We start from the raw sequence: 19,658 nt of genomic DNA, 5'->3' as shown, positions 1-19,658 counted from the left end.
CCAATCCTGTTTCATCATTCCTTTTTCCACGATCAAACAGTTCTGAGGCATTCTGTTCAAGCTCTTTCTTCCAGGCTGATATCTGATTGGAATGCACACCAAACTGATCGGATAATTCCGAGAGGGTTTTGTCTCCCTTCAAAGCCGCTAACGCCACTTTAGCCTTGAATGCTGGTCCGTGATTTCTTCTGATTCCTTTTGCCATTCTTCTGCTCCTTTTTTTTGATGTTCTAATAAAGCAGATTTTCACTTAAATGGCTGTCCAATTTTTCCAGACCAGCTCTTTTAGTCCCTGCTTTTAAGATATTTGAAAAATTCCGAATCAGTTCCAATAACAAGAGTGCTCTTGTCATCGAAGGTGGTTTTGTACATTTCAAGCGTATTCATAAAAGAATAAAATTCCGGGTCATTGCCATATGACTGTGCGTATATTTTAATAGCCTCGGCATCCGCTTTTCCCTTCAAGCCCTGAACCAGCCTGTAAGCATCAGATGAAATTCTTTTAAGCTCTCTTTCCTTTTCACCTAAAATCTTTTCAGCCTCGCCTTTTCCTTCTGATCTGAATTTTTCGGCGATCTGCCTTCTTTCGGCAATCATTCTTTCGTAAACAGCTTTTCTAACCTGGTCTACGTACCCGATTCTCTTTATTTTCACATCCACAAGCTCTATGCCGAAAGGAACAAGTTTTGCCCTGGCGCTGTCAAGAATCGCTCCGGTTATTTTTTCTCTTCCGAACTTGACCTTGTAGGACTGTTCTTCTGCGGCCTGGGATTCATCGTGAATTCCCTGCTCAAATGTATCAAGGGGTCTGTCTGTCCATCTGACTGTTTCAACGAGAGGATAGGATGTAACAAGGTTGCGCACGGCAGGATCAATAATTTCATCCAGACGAGCCTTGGCAATTGTCGTATTGTTTACTGTCTTGAAAAACATGACAGGATCAGTAATTCGCCAGCGTGCGAAAGCCTCCACCCATATATAAGTTTTATCAAGCGTAGGTATCTGGCCAGGGTCTCCGTCCCACTCCTGAAGATTTTTTGGAAAATGGTTGGCTTTCTGTAAAAAAGGAAATTTGAATTTAAGGCCAGGTGTTGAAACTGGGTCGCCTATAACCCGCCCGAACTGGGTTATGACAACCTGATCAATCTCATTTACTATGTACAGGCTGTTAAACAGACAAAGCACGGCAATAAAAGCAACAAATGACAACAAAAGTGAAACTGTAGAAGAAAAACCTTTCATTATTTTTCACCTCTTTTTTCCAAATCGCCTGTCTTGTTCTCTCCTAGAAGATTCAATAACGGCATCATATTTTTCTGAGCGCTGTCTATGACAACCTTCCGCCCGATACGGGGATAGAGATCACCAAGGGTTTCAAGATACAGCCTTCTTTTTGTTACGTCCTTGGCATTTTGATATTCAGCCAGAACATCCTTGAATTTTTCGGCATCGCCTTTTGCTCTGTTAATCCTGTCAAGCGCGTATCCTTCGGCGGTCTTAATCGATCTCTCTGCCTCCCCGCTTGCAGCCGGAATCACCTTGTTATATTCTTCCTTGGCCTGATAAATCATTTTTTCCTTCTGCTGAACAGCCTCGTTGACCTCATTGAAAGAAGACTGAACAGGAGCAGGCACGTTTGTCCTTTTCATTTCCACAGTTATTATAAGAATACCTGTTTCTGCGTCATTCAACTCCTGCTGGAGTATTTTTTTGGTTTCCTCGGCGATTTCATTTCTCTTGCTGATAACTTCATTTATGCTTCTGTCTCCAACAACAAGTCTCATGCATGCTTCAGACATATCACGCAGGAGCTGCCTGGGGTTATTTACCTTGAACAGAAAACTGTAAGGATCTTTAACCCTGTACTGAACTATCCACGGCACAACTGCCACATTCAGATCCCCTGTCAGCATGAGCGACACATTGTCAGCCGATTCATCAGTAAGATCTATTTTATCCTTTGATCCAGCCTGCGTAACAGCAGTGTCTGATCCCTGGAATCCGAATTCTTCTCTCCAGATTCTTTCCACAGGAACAAGCGTTGCTTTTTCTATCGGAGAAGGCCATTTCAGATGAAGACCAGGCTGTTCGGTTCTCAAATACTTTCCGAATCTCTGGATAATAGCCACCTCTGAAGTCTGGACAGTATATAAAGAAGAATAAGCGGCAAGGCATGCCAGCACGATAAAAAATATCCCAATCGAACTTCCGGGAAATTTGATCCCCTTGAACTGCGAAAAAAAATCTTCAAGATCCGGCCCGGAGCTTTTCTGATCGTTCTTCTGCTGCTGTTCCCTAAGTTTTTCCCAATCCCAGCTCATGATTTTCCACCCACTTGACATAGTTAATGATAAAATGTTCATTGAATTGGGCTTAAACCTAAGTTAGTAAAAATGTTGAGTCAAGTGAAAGTTCACGGAATAAGGCAAGCAGGGCAATAAGTAATGAATGAAAGAAATAAAAACAGTGAGTTCACCCATATTAAAAGTGTGCTCAAGGGCTATGTGCGGGAAACTTCAAAAAATGCAGCAGGGGGTCTGATGCATGTCATTGAGGTATGGGAAAACGTCATAGATAAAACCATTTCTGAAAACTCCAGACCAGACGCACTCAGAAACGGGGTTCTGATACTTAAAGTCCTTAGTCCTGCCTGGTCGCAGCAGATCCTTTATCTGAAAAAAAACCTGATCAGGATGATAAATTCCGGCCTCGACACAGAAATAGTAAATGACATCAGATGCCGGATAACCAGCCATTTTTGACATTATAATCAGGCAATATTTTTGATGAATCACACCACAGACTCTTTTTTTGAAGGCAAAATAAAAATAAGACAAAGGGAAAATGGATACAGATTTTCCATTGATCCAATTCTCATCGCTCACTATGCTAAAATCCCAAAAGGTTCAAAGATTGTCGACATTGGCACAGGCTCAGGAGTCATTCCGCTTATACTGACCCATCTTCATGAAGATTGCAGGGTTTTGGGAATCGAAATCCAGAAAAATATGGCTGAAATGGCAAGCAGAAATATAAGGGATAACGGATTTGAAGAAAGGATAAGAATCCTTAATATGGACTTTTCGGAGATGATCCAGGCAGACATAAATGGCCCGGCAGATATTATAATCTCAAATCCTCCTTACAGAAAAAATGACAGCGGACGAAAAAACCCGGAGAGTGAAAAAGCCATCGCAAGGCACGAAATAAAACTCACCCTGGGACAGCTCCTTAAAAAATCAGGAAGTCTCTTAAAAACAGGAGGCCTGTTCCATATCATTTTCCCGTCGCAAAGGCTTGCGGAACTCATATATGAAATGAAGAATGTTAATATAGAGCCAAAATCCACAAGAATGATTCACTCTTTCAGGGATCAACCTGCCAAGCTTGTCATGATATCCGGCAAAAAAGGCGCACAATCAGGACTCATAGTGGACCCGCCCATGATCATTTACGAAAGAGAGAATAAATACACAGAAGAAGTTGAAAAAATGATGGGTGCATAAAAAAGCTAATGGACTCGCAAAAAGTCAAAAAACAGCTTCACCGTCATGCCTTACTCGATCCTGCTTCTTTGTGTTTTCAGACATTTCCGGATAAGGCTTTCGCCGGAATGACGGAAATCAGGCTTTTTGCGACCTTGTAAAAGCTGAATCTCACCGCTGGAACAGAGAAAAACCCCTGCCCCAGCGGCCATTATATCCGATTCACCACAAGCTATACTGTAAGCTTGTGCATTACGAGACCAGTAAGAGCCTTTGGATAAAAATAAGTGGTTTTACGTGGCATTACATCACCGTTTTCAGCCACGTCCTGAACCTGCTTCATCTTGGTAGAGCTTAAAAGAAAGGATATTGCTGCATCCCCTTTTAAAACCATATCAGCGGCATTCTTCTCGTAGCTTGTATATACAAGCAGTTTTTCGTTATCAAGAGCAGCCGGATCAAGCCCAAGAACATCAGATATGATCAGATTTGTAAGAACAGTTACATCAAGATGCCTTAAACAGGCAGGTATTGAAGGATATTTTGATTCCATCACTCCCTTTTTCAGGGTTAAAAGATAAAAACACTTTTTATCCTTAATCGCTACGCCAATTGAGGGACAATCATCCAATGCTTTTGCCCTTTCCTCTCCAAGCGTTGCAAGAGCGGTATAAGGATCTGAACCGTATTGGAATTCCTTGATATCAAAAAATTCGGCTGCCTTTTTTTCAAAAGAACCAAGAATTTCTTCCTTAAGCTCAGGAAAAACCCTGTGAGTCGGGAATATCACAAGTCCTGGGTCAGCCATGCTCGAAAGATACATCATTATATAATTGGCTGGATGGGTTTCATCAAAGCCTGGAAGATCTGACTTAAGAAACTCCCTGTAATTAAGGCCGGTCTCGTATCTGTGGTGACCGTCAGCAATATAAAGAACCTCTTTTTTCATGGCTTCGGTGATGAAATCTACTGTCTTTTTGTCCGTCAGTTTCCAGAGTTTGTGACGCTCATTTTTATCGTCATAAATATCGGCCACAGGAGCAATATTTTTGACAGAGTCAGTTATGAAGCTGAATATGCCGGAATGATCCCTGTAAAGAGAAAAAATCTGGCTGTCATTGACCTTGCAATTTTTCATGAGGCCGAGGCGCTCTGTCTTAACCTTTGAAAAGGTTTTTTCGTGGGGCAGGATAACTCCCTTGTCAAAGGTTTCCAGCTTAACCCTTGCGATCAACCCATACCTGACGGCTTTTTTACCATAAGCATCGAACTCGACGGAAGTAACATACATGGCATTTTCTGAATCCTGCACAAGAATTCCTTCATCCATGCACCTTTTCAGAAATGCGGCCGCCCTTGTATGGGGATTATTATCAGGAGAGTCAGTTTCCGTAGCCTTGCCAAGAATAAGCCTTATGACATTATTCTCGTTTCTGGCGTAAAAAGACTCCTGCTCTTCAGGAGATATTACATCATAAGGTGGAGCAACTACTTCTGACAAGTTCTGAATTTTCTCAGGATTATAAAGTACGCCCCTGAAAGGAAATACATCTGCCATCTTGATGATCCTTAAATGATTGCTTATTGGGTTTATTTAATATTTTTCAAAATTGCACTTTGAAATACTAAAAAGAGTTTTCCTGTTCAAGAGAAAACAGTTTTTCATGTAACTTTTAATTTATGACAAAACAAAGCTGTTGGACAAATGCTTATTCACAGAAGTAAGGTATTGACATCGGAAACGAAAATGTATATTCATCCAGACGTTTGACGGAATGAATCTGTCAACAATAGAAATTTATGCGGAGAGATGGCCGAGTTGGCTTAAGGTGCACGCCTGGAAAGCGTGTGTACTCTAACCGGTACCGGGGGTTCGAATCCCCCTCTCTCCGCCATTTTTATTTCTTTAAACCGCAAAAACAACAATCATAGCATAAGCGCTTAAAAAAGCGGAGAAATGTCCTATCTCGTACTAGCAAGAAAATACAGACCACAATCCTTTGATCAGGTTGTCGAGCAGTCCCACGTCACAAAAACCCTCACAAACGCCATACTTTCAAACAGAGTTGCACACGCTATTCTTCTATCCGGGCCACGCGGCACTGGGAAAACAACAATAGCCAGAATCATTGCAAAATCCATGAACTGCACAAATGGACCTACTCCTTCGCCTTGCAATATCTGCCGTTCATGCACAGAAATCACAACCGGCCATTCTGTTGATGTATTTGAAATTGACGGAGCCTCGAACAACAGCGTCGACCAGATAAGAGAACTCAGGGAAAATATCAGGTACATGCCTGCCCACAGCTCTTATAAAATATATATAATTGATGAAGTTCACATGTTGAGCATGGCAGCTTTCAATGCCCTGCTGAAGACATTAGAGGAACCGCCTCCGCATGTGATGTTTATTTTTGCAACTACTGAAGTTCACAAGATCCCTGTCACCATTCTTTCAAGATGCCAGCGCCATGAGCTGAGAAGACTGCCCCTGGGCTCCCTTCAAAATCATCTTGTTAATCTCTGCAAAAAAGAAGGGATTGACATACCTCTGCCTGTTCTTGAAACCATAACAGCTGAATCCGGTGGTTCTATGCGTGATGCCCTGAGCCTGCTTGACCAGCTTCTCGGATCAATGCCGGAAGGCGCCGGGACAGAAGACCTCCTTGCCATAATTGGTGTCGCGGGAAGAGATTTGATTCACTCTGCTTGCGAATCAATAATCAGGGGCAATGTTCCCCTGATGCTTGAAAAAGTTGAGGAAGTTTATCTGAGGGGGCTTGATCTCACAAGATTCTACCATGACATCATTTCATATTTGCGCGACCTTGTGCTTGTTAGGTCAGGATGCGGCAGCAGGACGGTACGGATAAACGAAAAAGAAATGGAAACAGTCACTTCCCTCGCCGCTGATACAGGTGTTATTCACCTTTCCCAGCTTGTGGAGGCTCTCATAAATTCTGAACAGACCCTTAAATTTGCCACAAGCCCGCGCATTGCAGTTGAAATGATCTTCATGCGCCTTATTCATATGAAGCAGGCGCTTTCAGTAAATGAACTGATATCAAAAATTGGCGAGCTTAAAAATTCGATTGCCCAGGGAACTCCTTTAACAAGAGTTGAAAGAAAAGAAGCCCCGAATGAGACAAGGCAGATTGATTCTCCATCTTTTCAAAATAATCCGCAACCAGCCAATACTTATAGACAGTCAAACTACGAGCCACCGCCAAAATCTTATGAACCTGAAATCCAGAAAACCCAGACGAATCAGCCCCAACCTGTGCGCAGATTCCCTGATGGCCCGATTACCGGCAAGTCTCTCGCTGAATTCTGGAGTGCAGTACTTCAAAACATTGACAAAAAATCCAAGTCTCTATTCAGTCTGATTTCAAGCAGCAGGATAATTGAATTCGATGGCAATGGCCTGGCATTTGAAATTACAGGCAGCAAATTTGCCATAGACAGGGTCCAGAGTGAAAAATCAAAGGCTGTTATAAGAGAAGGTGCCGAGGAAGTACTCGGAAGACCAGTAAAAAACATCGAAGTCAAGACTATCTCAGAAGACCCGGCAATCGTTGAAGAAAACAGAAAAACCGGTGATCTTAAAACCAAGGCACTGAACAGTCCGATTGTAACAAAAGCTGTGGAAATGTTCAGTGGAACAGTAAAAGACATTAAAATCATAGGGGAGGAATAATTATGAAAGGCATGGGCAACATGATGAAACAGGCTCAGAAACTCCAGAGCCAGATGATGAAGATGCAGGAAGAGCTTGGAAGCAAAACAGTCGAGGCTACTGCAGGCGGAGGAATGGTAAGGGTCACGGCAACTGGCAAACAGCAGATCCTGTCAATCCGGATAGAACCCGAAGTTGTGAATCCTGAAGATGTTGAAATGCTCCAGGATCTTATTACAGCAGCGGTCAACGACGCCCTAATAAAGTCCCAGCAGATGGCTTCTGCTGAAATGGGCAAATTGACCGGCGGATTGAATATCCCTGGATTAATGTAATTAATGAGCCATTATCCGCCATCCCTGATAGCCCTCATCAATGAGCTGGCTAAACTGCCGGGCATAGGCCGCAAAACAGCAGAGCGCCTGAGCATGCATATCCTCAGGATGCGTCAGGACAATCTGAACAGGCTCATCTCATCCCTTCAGGGAATAAAAAACGTAGATATATGCGGTCTGTGCTTTGCGCTCTGTGATTCCGGCAAATGCAGTTTCTGCAACAGTGGCTCAAGGGATACCACAGTAATATGCGTCGTTGAAAAAGACTCTGATATGGCTGCGATTGAAAAATCTGGGGCGTATCAGGGTATGTACCACATTCTTCAGGGCTGTCTTTCTCCAATTGATGGAATCGGGCCTGATGATATAAGAATAGCAGAGCTTCTTTCACGTGTGAAAAAAGGCGGAATAGGTGAAATAATCCTTGCGACCAATACAAATGTCGAAGGCGAGGCAACGGCCTCATATATTAAATCAAGGCTCAAGGATTTTCCTGTAAGGATAACGAGAATTGCCTCGGGAGTACCCATGGGCGGAGACATAAGGTACGTTGACCAGGTAACACTGAAACGTGCGCTGGAGAGCAGGCATGGTATTTGATAAAAACAACGGCGATCTTCAGAATTCTACCTCTGTTTTTGACTGCACAATGTGCGGTGACTGCTGCAGCGGATATGGCGGCACTTACGTTACAGAAGACGACATCAAGGCAATCGCGGACTTTATAGGGGCAGATCCCCATACCTTCGTCGATAAGTACTGTTCGATTTCTGATGGAAGGCCTCTTCTGAAAAGCGGAGAAAACGGCAAATGCATTTTTTTCAGGGAAAAATGTTCCATACATCCTGTCAAGCCGAGGATGTGCAGGGAATGGCCTTTTATTCCCGCTGTTCTTAGAGAACCAGGCAACTGGGAACTGATGGCTGACGCGTGCCCTGGAATCAAGACAAAAATTGATCTGGAAATGCTCAAAAGAATAACAGAAAATGAGCTGAAGAAAACCAGGGGAGATAGTTAGTTCTTTTTCAGGTTCCCATTATCATTTTTTTAATATACACAAGCTGCCCTGTTAACAGGATTTGCTTTTAATTTAATTTAAAGAGTTTAATCATGATTGGAATTTTCGATTCAGGCATTGGCGGCCTGACTACTGTCAGAGCCTTGATGGATACCATGCCCGGATATGACATTATATATTACGGCGATACCGCAAGAACCCCTTACGGTACAAAGAGCAGACAGACAGTCATAGGTTATGCCCTTGAAAATACGGAATTTCTGCTTCAGAAGGGCGCAAAAATAATTGTAATCGCATGCAACACAGCATCAAGTCATGCTGTTGATGAAATCAAAAAAAGATATGATGTCCCTATTTTTGAAGTAATTACACCTGCCGTTCATGCCGCCATAAAGGCTTCCAAAACCGGAAAAATTGGGGTCATAGGAACAAGAGCTACAATCTCAAGCAGAATATATGAACAGAAGATAATGGAACTCAAACCGGATGCCAAGGTATATTCGGAACCCTGCCCCCTTCTTGTGTCACTCGTTGAGGAAGGCTGGACAAAAAGGCCTGAGACAACAATGATTGTAAAAAAATACCTCCAGCCCCTCAAAACCAAACAGATTGACACTCTGATACTTGGCTGCACCCATTATCCGCTACTAAAGGACACAATCAGCAAAAAAATAGGTGGCCAGACCGCAATTATTGATTCAGGCTCTGCCGTATCCGGGGCAATAAGCAGTTTTCTTTCTGAAAACAGAGAACTGGCAGAATCTCTGCCGCAAAACGGCAAAATAGACTTTTACGTTTCTGATGTCACGGAACAGTTTGAAAAGACCGCGGGCGCGATTGTAAAAAAACAGATCAAGCTGATATGTGTAAAAAAATAAGTGAATACGGCTTTAATTTTGATGGACTCAAAAACAGGCATCGGCGTCATGCCGGAATTGATCCTGCATCTTTGTATTTTCAGATACTTCTGATTCCGGCCTGCGCGGAATGACGTGAATCGGACTTTTTTCGACCTTTTAAATTTTGCCATCAAAAACCATGCCGATTCTTAGGTTAGATTAGAGCGCCCTTTGCTCGTAATCCAACATCCAGCCGAATGCCAGCGGGTCGCTTTTTGAAAAAAGGACTTCAAAACTTTTCATCTGCGGCCAGTCCCTGAAAATTAAAATTATTCAGAACCGGGCAATCTGCTGTCAAAATTTACATAATCAGCAATAATGAATTGGGGGCGGCCCTGCAAAGCCTGATGTATTCTTGAAAGGTAAACGCCTATAATTCCCAGAATGAGGAACAACACTCCAAACAAAAAAGACATGATGGCAACAATTGACGTCCATCCAGCAACTGTCGCGCCTCTGAAAAACTGAATCAAAACATATAAAATTTCCAAGAAAGCCAGGGAGCTTGTTATTGCTCCAACCAGCGCAGCCAGCATGAGGGGCTTTACTGAGAAGGAAACAATTGCTCCGACTGCAAATTTCATCATTTTTTTAAGATTGTATTTAGATTCGCCGGTAAACCTTTTTTCTGCTTTAAAAGGTATTACAATGGTTGGGTAACCTATCCAGTTAATGGCTCCACGCAAAAACAAATCGACATCACGGAATTCAGCAAGGCTTGCGATAACTGCCCTGTCAATCAGTCTGAAATCAGAAGAACCCGCTGCCATAGGGACATTGGTCATTGAAGAAAAAAATTTATAGAAATATTTGGAAGTTATCCTCTTGAAAAAACCCGTAACCTCGACATCTTCTCTATATGTGTTCACAATTTTGTAACCATCTTTCCACGCATCAAAAAGAGCTGGTATCATTTCAGGAGGGTGCTGTAAATCACCATCCATACTGATCACAGCTTTTCCGCATGCGCTATGCAAACCCGCCAGCAAAGCATGCTGGTGACCGAAGTTTCTGCATAGACACACACCTTTTAAGTTTTTATTGACCGACGCAGCAGCCTTGATCCTTTCCCATGTTTTATCCCGGCTCCCGTCATTAACAAGAATTATCTCATATTGGACATCCATGGGACGCAAAACGGATTCAAGCCTGTCAATCAGATGATTAATATTATCTTCTTCGTTAAATACAGGTATGACAATGGAAAGAACGATATCAGCCCCAGGCTTCAACATTTTCATCTCCTATTTTTGTCCAGATTATTCCTGACAGTACCCAGAAGAGTCTTGTCTGAACTGATTCTATATAGTTTATTGAACCCGAACTCAGCCACAGGGATCAAAATAGGCTCAAGTATCTTCATCTCTTCTGCAATCATAGTATTCTCCACAGTCGACAAAAAGAAGACTTCATCAAATTTGGACATTGCAGAAGACAGTTTATCGGCATCTAAAAAATCCTGAAATCTTTTTTCGGTCAGAATCATAAAAGCTGGAGCCTGGAACCATCCGTAAGTAAAAATCTGCTTCTCATCAATACCTGAGATTTTGTCAGACATCTTGAGACTATCCGTCTTGAATGTGTTGCCCATATGCCTATAAATACTTTCGAATGAAAACTGGGGCAGAAAAACAAAAAGAGACAGAACGCCCAAGGTTATGACTCCAGGAGTTTGCATTTTTTCATAAAACAGGGGAGCTAAAGAAACAATGCCGTATAGAACCATAAAATCGGCCACGGACAAGTACCTGTACCATGCGTCCCCGGCTCCAAAGAACCACCAGAAATAAACGAAAAAAGAAAAAAGAAAAATATAAAACGAAAAATGCTTATGCCTGAATGAAAAATATAACAGCGCTAAGAAAAGGACAAAATAGAGGGTGGTTATTGTATAGCTGTTGTGAAAAAAAGATTTCGACTGAATTATTTTTGATTTAAATATTCCGGCATAAGTCACAGCAGCCGATTGCAAGTCATCCTTCCTGATACTTTCCACAATATGCCCGAAGCCCCGTTCCAGCATAAATGACTTACGATCTTTTACTGATTTCTCCCATATGGCTTTATCCTTATCACTCAAAAACAGATTCGGAGCTATTGTCGTATAGGCAAACATCGGGCCTAAAACGAGGATTGCTCCGATCACAAAAGAAAAAGAATCTTTCAAAATCTGCTTGTAGTCTTTTTTTAAAATGGAAGGATAAAAAAATTCAGCAAAATAAATAACAGCCAGAACAGGCAAAATACCAATAACTGTATTTGTTTTTGTATCAAGACCTAAACCGATAAGAAAAAAAGCAAGGATTCTTACTTTTTTCTTTAATAGTAAATAAATCCCTGAAAAAATAAAAAAAACGCTAAGTGGCTCTCCAATTGGGGTTATAAATGCAGCGTCGTTTCGAAAGAACTCTAACCTGCAAAAAAAGACGAAGAAGAATAACAGGCATGCAAAAAATTTTGTCCGGGTATCTTTAAGGACATAAAAAAACAAGAATAAACAAAAAATCACATAATAAAAAACAAGAACATAAATTGCACTCCAATAGCTTGCGCTCCCTGTTAAAAACCAGATAATAAGAGTTGGAAGATAAAGCTCAGGGCCAGTGCTTATGACCGGATCAAAAGGAAACCATTGTCCATTGTAGTTATATCCGAATCCGTTACCAAGAAAGACATTCTGGTAGGAAATAAGATTATAGCAGGCGTCGAAGCAAAGAGACTGGTTGTGGCCAGCATACCCAAGAAAGAGTATAAAAAGTGAAAGCAATATAAATGCTCCCCAAAAATCCTTGTTAGCCCATTTTGGCATAATCTCTCCAGTGATGTTTAAGTCAAAAGCCTGTTATTATTGATGGACTCGCAAAAAGTCAGATTACTGTCATTCCGCTGGGACCTGTCCCTGTGAAAACCGGGAAGCGGAATCCAGAACTAACTGAAAATACAAAGATACAGAATCAAGTCCGGCATGACGCAGACGCCCGTTTCTGGCTTTTTGCGAGTTCATCATAGTTAAGATCCAATCAGTGTCAAACCCTACTAATTTACTTTCACTTTGAATTCCCTCGAAATTTTTCCATTGTCATTATTTTTAATGGCTAATTTAAGAGTTCCCTTATGCTGAATAAGGTGTTCAGGAATTGAAGCAGCTACAACTCCATTAGCAAGATCCCTGTCTGTTTTCAGCTCAACTCCGTCCCAGATAATTACAGTGGTCTGGTTAATATTTTTTGATTTTACCCATACAGCGGGTTGTCCTTCATTCCTTAAATAAAAAGTTTCGCCGGAAACTATCTCTTTAGGCCCCCATTCAATTATATACGGTGTATCTACCGGAGCCGGCCCATGCGAAGGATATTTCAAGCCTCTCTCAACCATAGCGCTGATTACAATATCAGGCTTGAATTTTGAAATAAGCTCTTCGTTAAACGAATGATCACCATGCGGTAAATACAGGATCTCATTAAACGTTTCGTTAATATACGGCATCAACAAGTCCATGAAGGAATCCCGCATGATAAGGACTCGCGGAGCATTTCCCAGATCTGTTTTAACAACAACCGGCAAGGCGTCATCTTTATTAAGGGATTCAATTGAAATAACATGTGAAGGCTTTTTTAAAATACAGGAATCTGCATTGGAATCGCGCAGATAACCTGTAAGATTAAGTATCTGGGTAAGATCCTGATTATTTGATTCTTTGTATCCTAATTCAAGATCATCCCTGGTTAATGGTTTTAATTCGGGAAAATGCTTTTTTAAAGTCTGCATCAAAGCAGTGTACCCGGCAAAGCCTCCGTGAAAATTCCAGTGAGAGTCTGTCTTATAAAAAACAGGGTCTGTTTTTTTCGCATCAATTACAGAAGGAGTAACATCTACAAAACAAATCCCGGAATCTTCAAGTCTTGGAGTTATCTGCTCAATTCTTGAAGGCGCAACCCTTTTTTTTGCCCAATCAGGCAGATACTCAGGGTAAACAGAAGACTTCTCAGGAAAAAAAGCGACTGTATAAAAAATATTTCTTTCAGCCAGCCATTTATGTCTAGAAGTTTCTGCTTCCATCCATGAATCCATGTCGTCTTCAGAGAAATTCTGAGTCCCTCGATACTCACCGAGTATATTTTCAGCGCTATAAAAAAGCCAGCCATCTTTGCCGATTGTAACCTTGTCAGATGAGGAAATACCAAATTTCAACCTGATAAGGCTGTTAAGACGAACAAGCCTCTCCCTAAATCCGAAATGGTCATTAAGATAGGATTCAACAGAACTTGCATACTTTTTAAAATCACTTCTTATCAAAGAATTGTCAGGCCAGACACTCGGGACTCTTTTTTCAGTTGTTGAAATATAAGCCTGATCAAAATAACCGCCAATATGGCCAATCATGGGCATAGCAATTACAAGTATAAAAACAATTATTGAAATCCATCTACCAGTGTAATCTGAAAAAATCCGAAATCTCTGATCCATTTGCTAAAACCTGAAATATATAAAAGGATTGTAAGAACTGGCTGCAAGACTCATGATCACAAGAACGGCAAGAACCATATAGAGCATACTTGTCAGAACAAAACCCAGTGAGTTCGAAATCAAAGGATTACAAGACCAGATATTTTCAATTCTTACAGATAATTTTCCCATAATTACGGATATTGGTACGGAAAACAGAACTCCTGCAATCAGCGCCATGATTATCCCATTATTATCAAGATATTGATTGGCATTATGGACAAGTCCTTTGCCTGTTCCAAAACCTGCCATTGCCTTTAAATGCATACTTGCCTGGGTGAATGTATCAGACCTGAAAAGGACCCATCCAATAATGACTAAAATAATTGTATAAGCATGCCTGATCGGACGCCATGCTTTTTCCACTATCCCCCCAAGCCCCATGCGTTCAAATATTAAAAACAACCCGTGATAAATACCCCAAGCGGCAAACGTCCAGTTGGCTCCATGCCAAAGCCCGCAAAGAAAAAAAACAATGAAAAGATTTCTGTATGTTTTTATTTTTCCTGCCTGATTCCCGCCCAAAGGTATATAAACATAGTCCCTGAACCATTGGGAAAGGGTCATATGCCATCTTCGCCAGAACTCTGTAATGGACTGGGATATATATGGATAGTTAAAATTTTCGGGGAAAGTCAGTCCGAACATATGGCCAAGACCGATTGCCATATTGGAATATCCTGCAAAATCGAAATAGATCTGAATCGTATAAAAAATTGCTGAAAGCCAGGCCAGCCCGGCATTAAGCTCTGACACAGGAAGACTGAATATCTTATCAGCAGGCGCGGCTATGGTGTTTGCGATAAGAACTTTTTGGGCAAGACCAATTACAAAGATTTTTATTCCTTTGACAAATTTCTCCGAAGACTCGGTTCTTTGCCTTATTTCATCTGCAATAATGCTGAAGCGTATTATGGGCCCGGCAACAAGCTGGGGAAACATGGTAATATAAAGCATGAGGTTAACAGGATTTTTTTCGGCCGTCACTTTTTTCCTGTATATATCGACAAGATATGACAGAGAATGAAAGGTAAAAAATGAAATCCCAAGAGGCAGTTTTATTGCAGATACGGATAATCTTAAAGTTTCAGGCAGAAAGCTGTTGGCAGAATCAACAAGAAAATTTGTATACTTGAAAAAAATCAAGGTGAGAATATTAACTGACACTCCTGCAACCAGTGATGTTTTTGCAGAAAAAGGCCGCCTTTTTTCTATCATTAAGCCAAAAGCATAATTAATCACACAAGAAGCCATGAGAAGATAAAGATACTCAATCTCTCCCCATGAATAAAAAAGAAGACTTGCAACAAGGAATACAAAGTTCCTGTGCCTCGCAAAATAGTAGACAAATAGAGTCAAAGGCAAAAAATAGAATAGAAAAATAACTGAACTAAAAACCATTTTATTTTTTCTTCAAGAATTCAAGAGGTTCATATATCTGGCAAGACACTTCAGAAAAAATCAAATACGTTCTTTAGCCATTCATGTCAATTAAACTTTGAGCCCAAAATCCACCTCGAGTCCCCTTCTGTTTGGTTAATGTGAATAACCCGGCAATCTATTTCAATCAAAAATAATAACAAAATATCCAATAATACCGTTGGCAAAAAACAATATTATCGGTTATTGTCTCCGGGTTTTTATGTCTTGTAATAAATAAAATGGGGGGAGATTAAATGGAATTTTTTGAAAAAATATTAGGCATTATAGATAGTTATGTATGGGGACTACCCATGCTGATTCTGCTTGTGGGAACAGGGATATGGCTGACTTTTGTCCTAAAGGGTCTTCAGTTTACCCAGCTATTCCATTCATTATACCTGGCGTTCATAAAAAGGCGGGAAGACACTGATGAGGAAGGAGATATTTCTCATTTTCAAGCCCTTATGACAGCTCTTTCAGCAACAGTTGGAACAGGAAACATAGCAGGAGTTGCAACAGCAATTGCAACCGGCGGCCCTGGCGCAATGTTCTGGATGTGGGTAACAGGGCTTGTCGGAATGGCCACAAAATATGCCGAAGCAGTGCTTGCGGTCCATTACAGGGAAAAAGATAAAAACGGCAATATGTGCGGCGGCCCAATGTATTATATTTCAAAGGGGCTGGGCTGGAAATGGCTCGGCGTTCTTTTCGCCATTTTTGCATCAATCGCAGCATTCGGTATCGGTAATATGGTTCAGGCCAACTCAATTGCAGAAGCTGTAAAAGTTACATTCAATATCCCGACATGGTCCACAGGGCTTGTCATGATGATATTCACGGCTCTTGTCGTATTAGGAGGAATAAAAAGCATAGGCAAAGTGTCATCTGTCCTTGTTCCTGTTATGATTGTCTTTTACATGGCAGGGGCAATCATCATTCTTTTCATATCAATGGACAAACTGCCGGAAGCATTTGCCCTGATATTCAGACAGGCATTCACGCCAACAGCCGCAACAGGCGGCTTCCTCGGATCATCAGTGATGCTTGCGGCCCGCATGGGAATCGCAAGGGGTGTTTTTTCCAACGAGTCAGGGCTTGGCAGCGCCCCGATAGCTGCTGCTGCGGCCCAGACCAAGCACCCCGTTACCCAGGCCCTCATATCAATGACCCAGACCTTTATAGACACCATCCTGGTATGCTCAATGACTGGTCTTGTCATAATTGTTACAGGAACCTGGAGTTCCGGCAAAACCGGGGCTGAGCTTACGACAATAGCTTTTCAGGGTGCAATTCCCGGAGGAGATCTCATTGTAACAATTGGAATCATTCTGTTTGCCTATTCAACGATACTCGGATGGTGCTATTACGGAGAAAAATCCATGGAGTTTTTATTTGGCGAAAAATCGATTCTCCCATACAGAAGCGTTTTTGTTGCCTTTGTCATGGTTGGATCAACAATGAAACTTGAGACAGCCTGGACCTTGGCTGACATATTCAATGGACTTATGGCCATTCCAAACCTTATTGCAATTCTTCTCCTCACTCCTGTAATAATAAAAATTACAAAAGAGTATTTCGAAAAAATCAAATAAGCAGAGCTTACGTGGCGGGACTTCCCGCCACAAATCCAAAGGCAGATATAAGCTGTGGCAGATGCTTGTTCTGTTAATAAACTATTCGGAGTAGTTTTTCAGCCACCAGTCATCCCAACTGCCGGAAAGTACGGCCTCGGCAATTTTTCTGCCCGTATCAGTCTGAAGTCTTTCAATTATTATTTTTATCCATTTTTCAGGAGTGTCTCCTGAAACGTCCCTAATGGATTTCAGATCAAGCAGAAACGCTATCTGATCGGCATCCCTTGCAAGCATTGACTCAAGCGTTTCAGCTGTATTGAACTCGCAAATAAGATCCTTTATGGAATCACCAAACGGCAGATTACGGCACATGTGCTCGACAGCCTTGTCTTCGTCAGGGATAACATATTTTTTCTGAAGATAGTTGATATCTCCTATCCTTGCTTCAGGCAGATCATGAACAAGACACATGAACACTATTTTCTGGGAATCTGCTTCAGGAACAAGTTTGGCCATTACAAAAGCAATCATGGTGATTATAAATGAATGCTCTGCTACAGACTCCCCTCCGAGTCCTAAAAAATGGTAACCTGATCTTGGAATTTTTTTAAGCATTCCGGCTTCAAACAAAAAATCAGCAATTGCCTTCATTTGATTATCCATATTTACTAAAAAATTAATGGGATTCAAGCGCTACAATATGTTTTGTACTTATTAATCCCCCTAAAATCAATGTTATCAAGGGCAAATTTATAAGCGCCGAAGATCATGACATTCACAAATCCATAAAAAGCATCAAGATACCTTGACAAATCATGCATTTACAGGTTAATTTTTTGATTATTCAAGATTTCCCCCAGATTCGGTTACCAAGTCATAACAGGACAAACAGGACATGTACAGAATCATAAGGAAACATTCCAGACCAGCTTAAACATAGTTAAACATTGCGATGCCCTGTGGGGGACTTCAGGTGTTTTCATACAGAACTCATCTGAGACGGACATAGAAAAATTCAAAACCCCAATCCCCGCTGAAACATTCCGGGACCGCATACAAAAAATTAATGTGGAGGAAAAATGCTAAAAAGAGCGTCAAAAAATTTGATTATGGCAGCAGTAATCGCTGGTCTCGTTCTTGGAATCAGCGCATGCAGCAAAAAGACATCTTCCCAGGATTCGGGCATGGAGCAGAATGATCAGACTGAAGCCCAGGCATCTGATGAAATAAAATCTGATTATGCGCCAGCTCCGGCACAGGATGCTTCCCTTGGTGAGGATATCCATTTCGATTTCGATAGTTCCGCAATAACTCCTACTGCGGCAAACATTTTAAAAAGCAAGGCCCAGATCCTTGAAAAGCAACCGGATATGGAAGCAACAATTGAAGGCCACTGCGATGACAGAGGAACAAATGAATACAATATGGCTCTGGGAGATCGAAGAGCGCAATCCACGAAAGATTTCCTCGTTCAGCTCGGCATTGAAGGGAACAGACTGAGCACAGTAAGCTACGGAGAAGAAAAACCTTTAATACCAAACGCTAAAACAGAAGCAGAGCATTCCAAAAACCGAAGGGCCAGCGTAAAAACCGGCGGGATCGTAGCCTCAGGGTATGCACAGCCACCTGATGTCATTGGCGATACCCGGGAGTCTTCTTATCATTACTCAAAGATTGACACCCTTCCTTTTGTAAGAAGTAATGAAATAGAATCCCTTGGCAAAATTTTTGACAAACGCGATTTGGAAGCAGTTCTGATTGATGAAGGTGAAGAAGTATATATCACACCTGAAGAAGGCAAGAAACTGATTCTCGGTAACAAATATATGGTCTACACCACATTGAAACCTCTGAAGAACAAATCAGGAGATATCATTGGCGTTCCTCACAGAGTAAATGGAGTTGTAGAGATTGTAAAAATTGAAAAAAATCATGCGGTTGCCAAAGTAACCAAATCATACTGGGAATTTAAAGAGGGCAACAAAATTGCTCCTTACAAGAAAAGATCTCCGGATATAGCTTATGCATCAACACCAAAGGGCATTGCCGGAGATATTATAATGGGAGCATTTGATGACGTCGCCCTTGCTCAGAATCAGATAGTTTTCCTGGACAAAGGGAAAAACCAGAATGTCAAAATGGGACAGACCTACAATATTTACAGAGACCTCATAGTACCAACTTCAAACGGACAGGAAGAATCAACAAGCCCTATTGACCTTGGTAAACTCCTCATACTTGACTCAGGAGAAGATGCTTCCACAGCAATCATTCTGAAATCTGAAAGAGATATCAATCCTTGGGGAAAATTCAGATCTCCAACAAATTAGATTTTTTGAAGTTTCTGTCATAAAAAAATGTGAAGCAGAACTTAACGGTTCTGCTTCACAAAGCCACACCCAAAAGCTGCATAAACAATCGCATCCAAATACTGCGGAATATTCTCATTCTTTTTTTTGATTACCATTTTTACTCCGCCATGCTTATCTTAAGGCATGTGAAAGATTATCCAGATATGATGGAGGTGTAGCATGGCAAAAAATATGATCCAATTTCAAAAAGGAAAGAGTATTCACGAATTCCTGTCCGAATATGGGACCGAAGATAAGTGCCAAGACTCATTATTCAGACTTAGATGGCCGCATGGTTTTAGTTGTCCGAATTGCGGCGGTTCGAAATTTTGCGAGCTCAAATCAAGAGATCTGTACCAATGCCACAAGTGTCACCATCAGGCGTCGGT

The 19,658-nt window shown here is 41.4% G+C and carries 19 protein-coding genes and 1 tRNA gene; 11 read left to right on the top strand and 9 right to left on the bottom strand.

Going from position 1 to position 19,658, the window contains the following annotated elements; all coding sequences use genetic code 11:
• From K245_RS0117775 to hflK, 3 genes are all read right to left on the bottom strand, one after another.
• Positions 1 to 205, bottom strand: a 205-nt coding sequence (locus K245_RS0117775) for a helix-turn-helix domain-containing protein (RefSeq protein WP_027359204.1), incomplete at its 3' end; no start/stop codon positions are given.
• A gap of 80 nt (positions 206 to 285) precedes the next feature.
• Positions 286 to 1,242, bottom strand: a complete 957-nt coding sequence (gene hflC / locus K245_RS0117770; RefSeq protein WP_027360293.1) for a protease modulator HflC — start codon at positions 1,240 to 1,242, stop codon at positions 286 to 288.
• Positions 1,242 to 2,321 (bottom strand): FtsH protease activity modulator HflK, encoded by a 1,080-nt coding sequence (gene hflK / locus K245_RS25210; RefSeq protein ID WP_035277498.1) that lies wholly within the window; start codon positions 2,319 to 2,321, stop codon positions 1,242 to 1,244. Before hflK ends, hflC begins: the two co-directional genes overlap by 1 nt.
• 123 nt (positions 2,322 to 2,444) lie before the next feature.
• On the opposite strand from hflK, the gene K245_RS0117760 reads away from it, so the two are divergent.
• Together K245_RS0117760 and K245_RS25205 are read left to right on the top strand one after the other, a co-directional pair.
• The gene (locus K245_RS0117760) at positions 2,445 to 2,762 is read left to right on the top strand and encodes a DUF721 domain-containing protein (protein WP_027360292.1); all 318 of its coding nucleotides are present in this window, start codon (positions 2,445 to 2,447) and stop codon (positions 2,760 to 2,762) included.
• A gap of 24 nt (positions 2,763 to 2,786) precedes the next feature.
• A complete protein-coding gene (locus K245_RS25205; protein ID WP_051284340.1) occupies positions 2,787 to 3,506 on the top strand; it encodes a tRNA1(Val) (adenine(37)-N6)-methyltransferase in 720 nt (239 codons plus the stop codon).
• A gap of 211 nt (positions 3,507 to 3,717) precedes the next feature.
• Here K245_RS25205 and K245_RS0117745 read toward each other — a convergent pair whose 3' ends face one another.
• Positions 3,718 to 5,043 (bottom strand): DUF1015 domain-containing protein, encoded by a 1,326-nt coding sequence (locus K245_RS0117745; protein WP_027360291.1) that lies wholly within the window; start codon positions 5,041 to 5,043, stop codon positions 3,718 to 3,720.
• A 246-nt stretch (positions 5,044 to 5,289) separates the two neighbouring features.
• Between K245_RS0117745 and K245_RS0117740 the strand changes: the two genes are divergently transcribed.
• The 6 genes from K245_RS0117740 (at position 5,290) to murI (ending at position 9,395) form a co-directional block, all read left to right on the top strand.
• A tRNA-Ser gene (locus tag K245_RS0117740) sits at positions 5,290 to 5,380 on the top strand.
• Positions 5,381 to 5,442: 62 nt separating this feature from the next.
• Positions 5,443 to 7,185, top strand: coding sequence for a DNA polymerase III subunit gamma/tau (gene dnaX, locus K245_RS0117735; protein WP_027360290.1), 1,743 nt, complete (start codon positions 5,443 to 5,445; stop codon positions 7,183 to 7,185).
• Positions 7,186 to 7,187: 2 nt separating this feature from the next.
• Positions 7,188 to 7,499 (top strand): YbaB/EbfC family nucleoid-associated protein, encoded by a 312-nt coding sequence (locus K245_RS0117730; RefSeq protein WP_027360289.1) that lies wholly within the window; start codon positions 7,188 to 7,190, stop codon positions 7,497 to 7,499.
• A 3-nt stretch (positions 7,500 to 7,502) separates the two neighbouring features.
• Positions 7,503 to 8,099, top strand: coding sequence for a recombination mediator RecR (gene recR, locus K245_RS0117725; RefSeq protein WP_027360288.1), 597 nt, complete (start codon positions 7,503 to 7,505; stop codon positions 8,097 to 8,099).
• The gene (locus tag K245_RS25200) at positions 8,089 to 8,517 is read left to right on the top strand and encodes a YkgJ family cysteine cluster protein (protein ID WP_051284338.1); all 429 of its coding nucleotides are present in this window, start codon (positions 8,089 to 8,091) and stop codon (positions 8,515 to 8,517) included. Before recR ends, K245_RS25200 begins: the two co-directional genes overlap by 11 nt.
• Before the next feature lie 92 nt (positions 8,518 to 8,609).
• Entirely contained in the window at positions 8,610 to 9,395 is a 786-nt protein-coding gene (gene murI, locus K245_RS25195) for a glutamate racemase (RefSeq protein ID WP_035277497.1), read from the top strand.
• Positions 9,396 to 9,685: 290 nt separating this feature from the next.
• Here murI and K245_RS0117700 read toward each other — a convergent pair whose 3' ends face one another.
• The 4 genes from K245_RS0117700 to K245_RS0117685 all read right to left on the bottom strand — a co-directional run bounded on the left by K245_RS0117700 (position 9,686) and on the right by K245_RS0117685 (position 15,323).
• On the bottom strand, positions 9,686 to 10,651 hold the full coding sequence (locus K245_RS0117700; RefSeq protein WP_027360287.1) for a glycosyltransferase family 2 protein: 966 nt from the start codon (positions 10,649 to 10,651) through the stop codon (positions 9,686 to 9,688).
• Between the two features lie 2 nt (positions 10,652 to 10,653).
• Complete coding sequence (locus K245_RS0117695; protein WP_027360286.1) at positions 10,654 to 12,225, bottom strand: hypothetical protein; 1,572 nt, start codon at positions 12,223 to 12,225, stop codon at positions 10,654 to 10,656.
• A gap of 227 nt (positions 12,226 to 12,452) precedes the next feature.
• Positions 12,453 to 13,883, bottom strand: a complete 1,431-nt coding sequence (locus K245_RS0117690) for an alginate O-acetyltransferase AlgX-related protein (RefSeq protein ID WP_027360285.1) — start codon at positions 13,881 to 13,883, stop codon at positions 12,453 to 12,455.
• Positions 13,884 to 13,886: 3 nt separating this feature from the next.
• Positions 13,887 to 15,323, bottom strand: a complete 1,437-nt coding sequence (locus K245_RS0117685) for an MBOAT family O-acyltransferase (protein WP_027360284.1) — start codon at positions 15,321 to 15,323, stop codon at positions 13,887 to 13,889.
• A gap of 275 nt (positions 15,324 to 15,598) precedes the next feature.
• Here K245_RS0117685 and K245_RS0117680 point away from each other — a divergent pair, with 275 nt between their 5' ends.
• Positions 15,599 to 16,936, top strand: coding sequence for an alanine/glycine:cation symporter family protein (locus K245_RS0117680; protein ID WP_027360283.1), 1,338 nt, complete (start codon positions 15,599 to 15,601; stop codon positions 16,934 to 16,936).
• Between the two features lie 81 nt (positions 16,937 to 17,017).
• Here the strand turns inward: K245_RS0117680 and K245_RS0117675 are convergent, their stop codons facing one another.
• Entirely contained in the window at positions 17,018 to 17,569 is a 552-nt protein-coding gene (locus K245_RS0117675; protein ID WP_027360282.1) for an HD domain-containing protein, read from the bottom strand.
• A gap of 428 nt (positions 17,570 to 17,997) precedes the next feature.
• Here K245_RS0117675 and K245_RS26925 point away from each other — a divergent pair, with 428 nt between their 5' ends.
• On the top strand, positions 17,998 to 19,248 hold the full coding sequence (locus tag K245_RS26925) for an OmpA family protein (protein ID WP_051284336.1): 1,251 nt from the start codon (positions 17,998 to 18,000) through the stop codon (positions 19,246 to 19,248).
• Between the two features lie 201 nt (positions 19,249 to 19,449).
• Positions 19,450 to 19,658: transposase (locus K245_RS0117660; RefSeq protein WP_027359792.1), on the top strand; the 209-nt coding region annotated here is incomplete at its 3' end.

This window comes from Desulforegula conservatrix Mb1Pa (genome assembly GCF_000426225.1).
Taxonomy (GTDB): Bacteria; Desulfobacterota; Desulfobacteria; order Desulfobacterales; family Desulforegulaceae; genus Desulforegula; species Desulforegula conservatrix.
The sequence above is the reverse complement of the archived record's forward strand: the minus strand, read 5'-3'. Positions and strand labels throughout refer to the sequence as shown.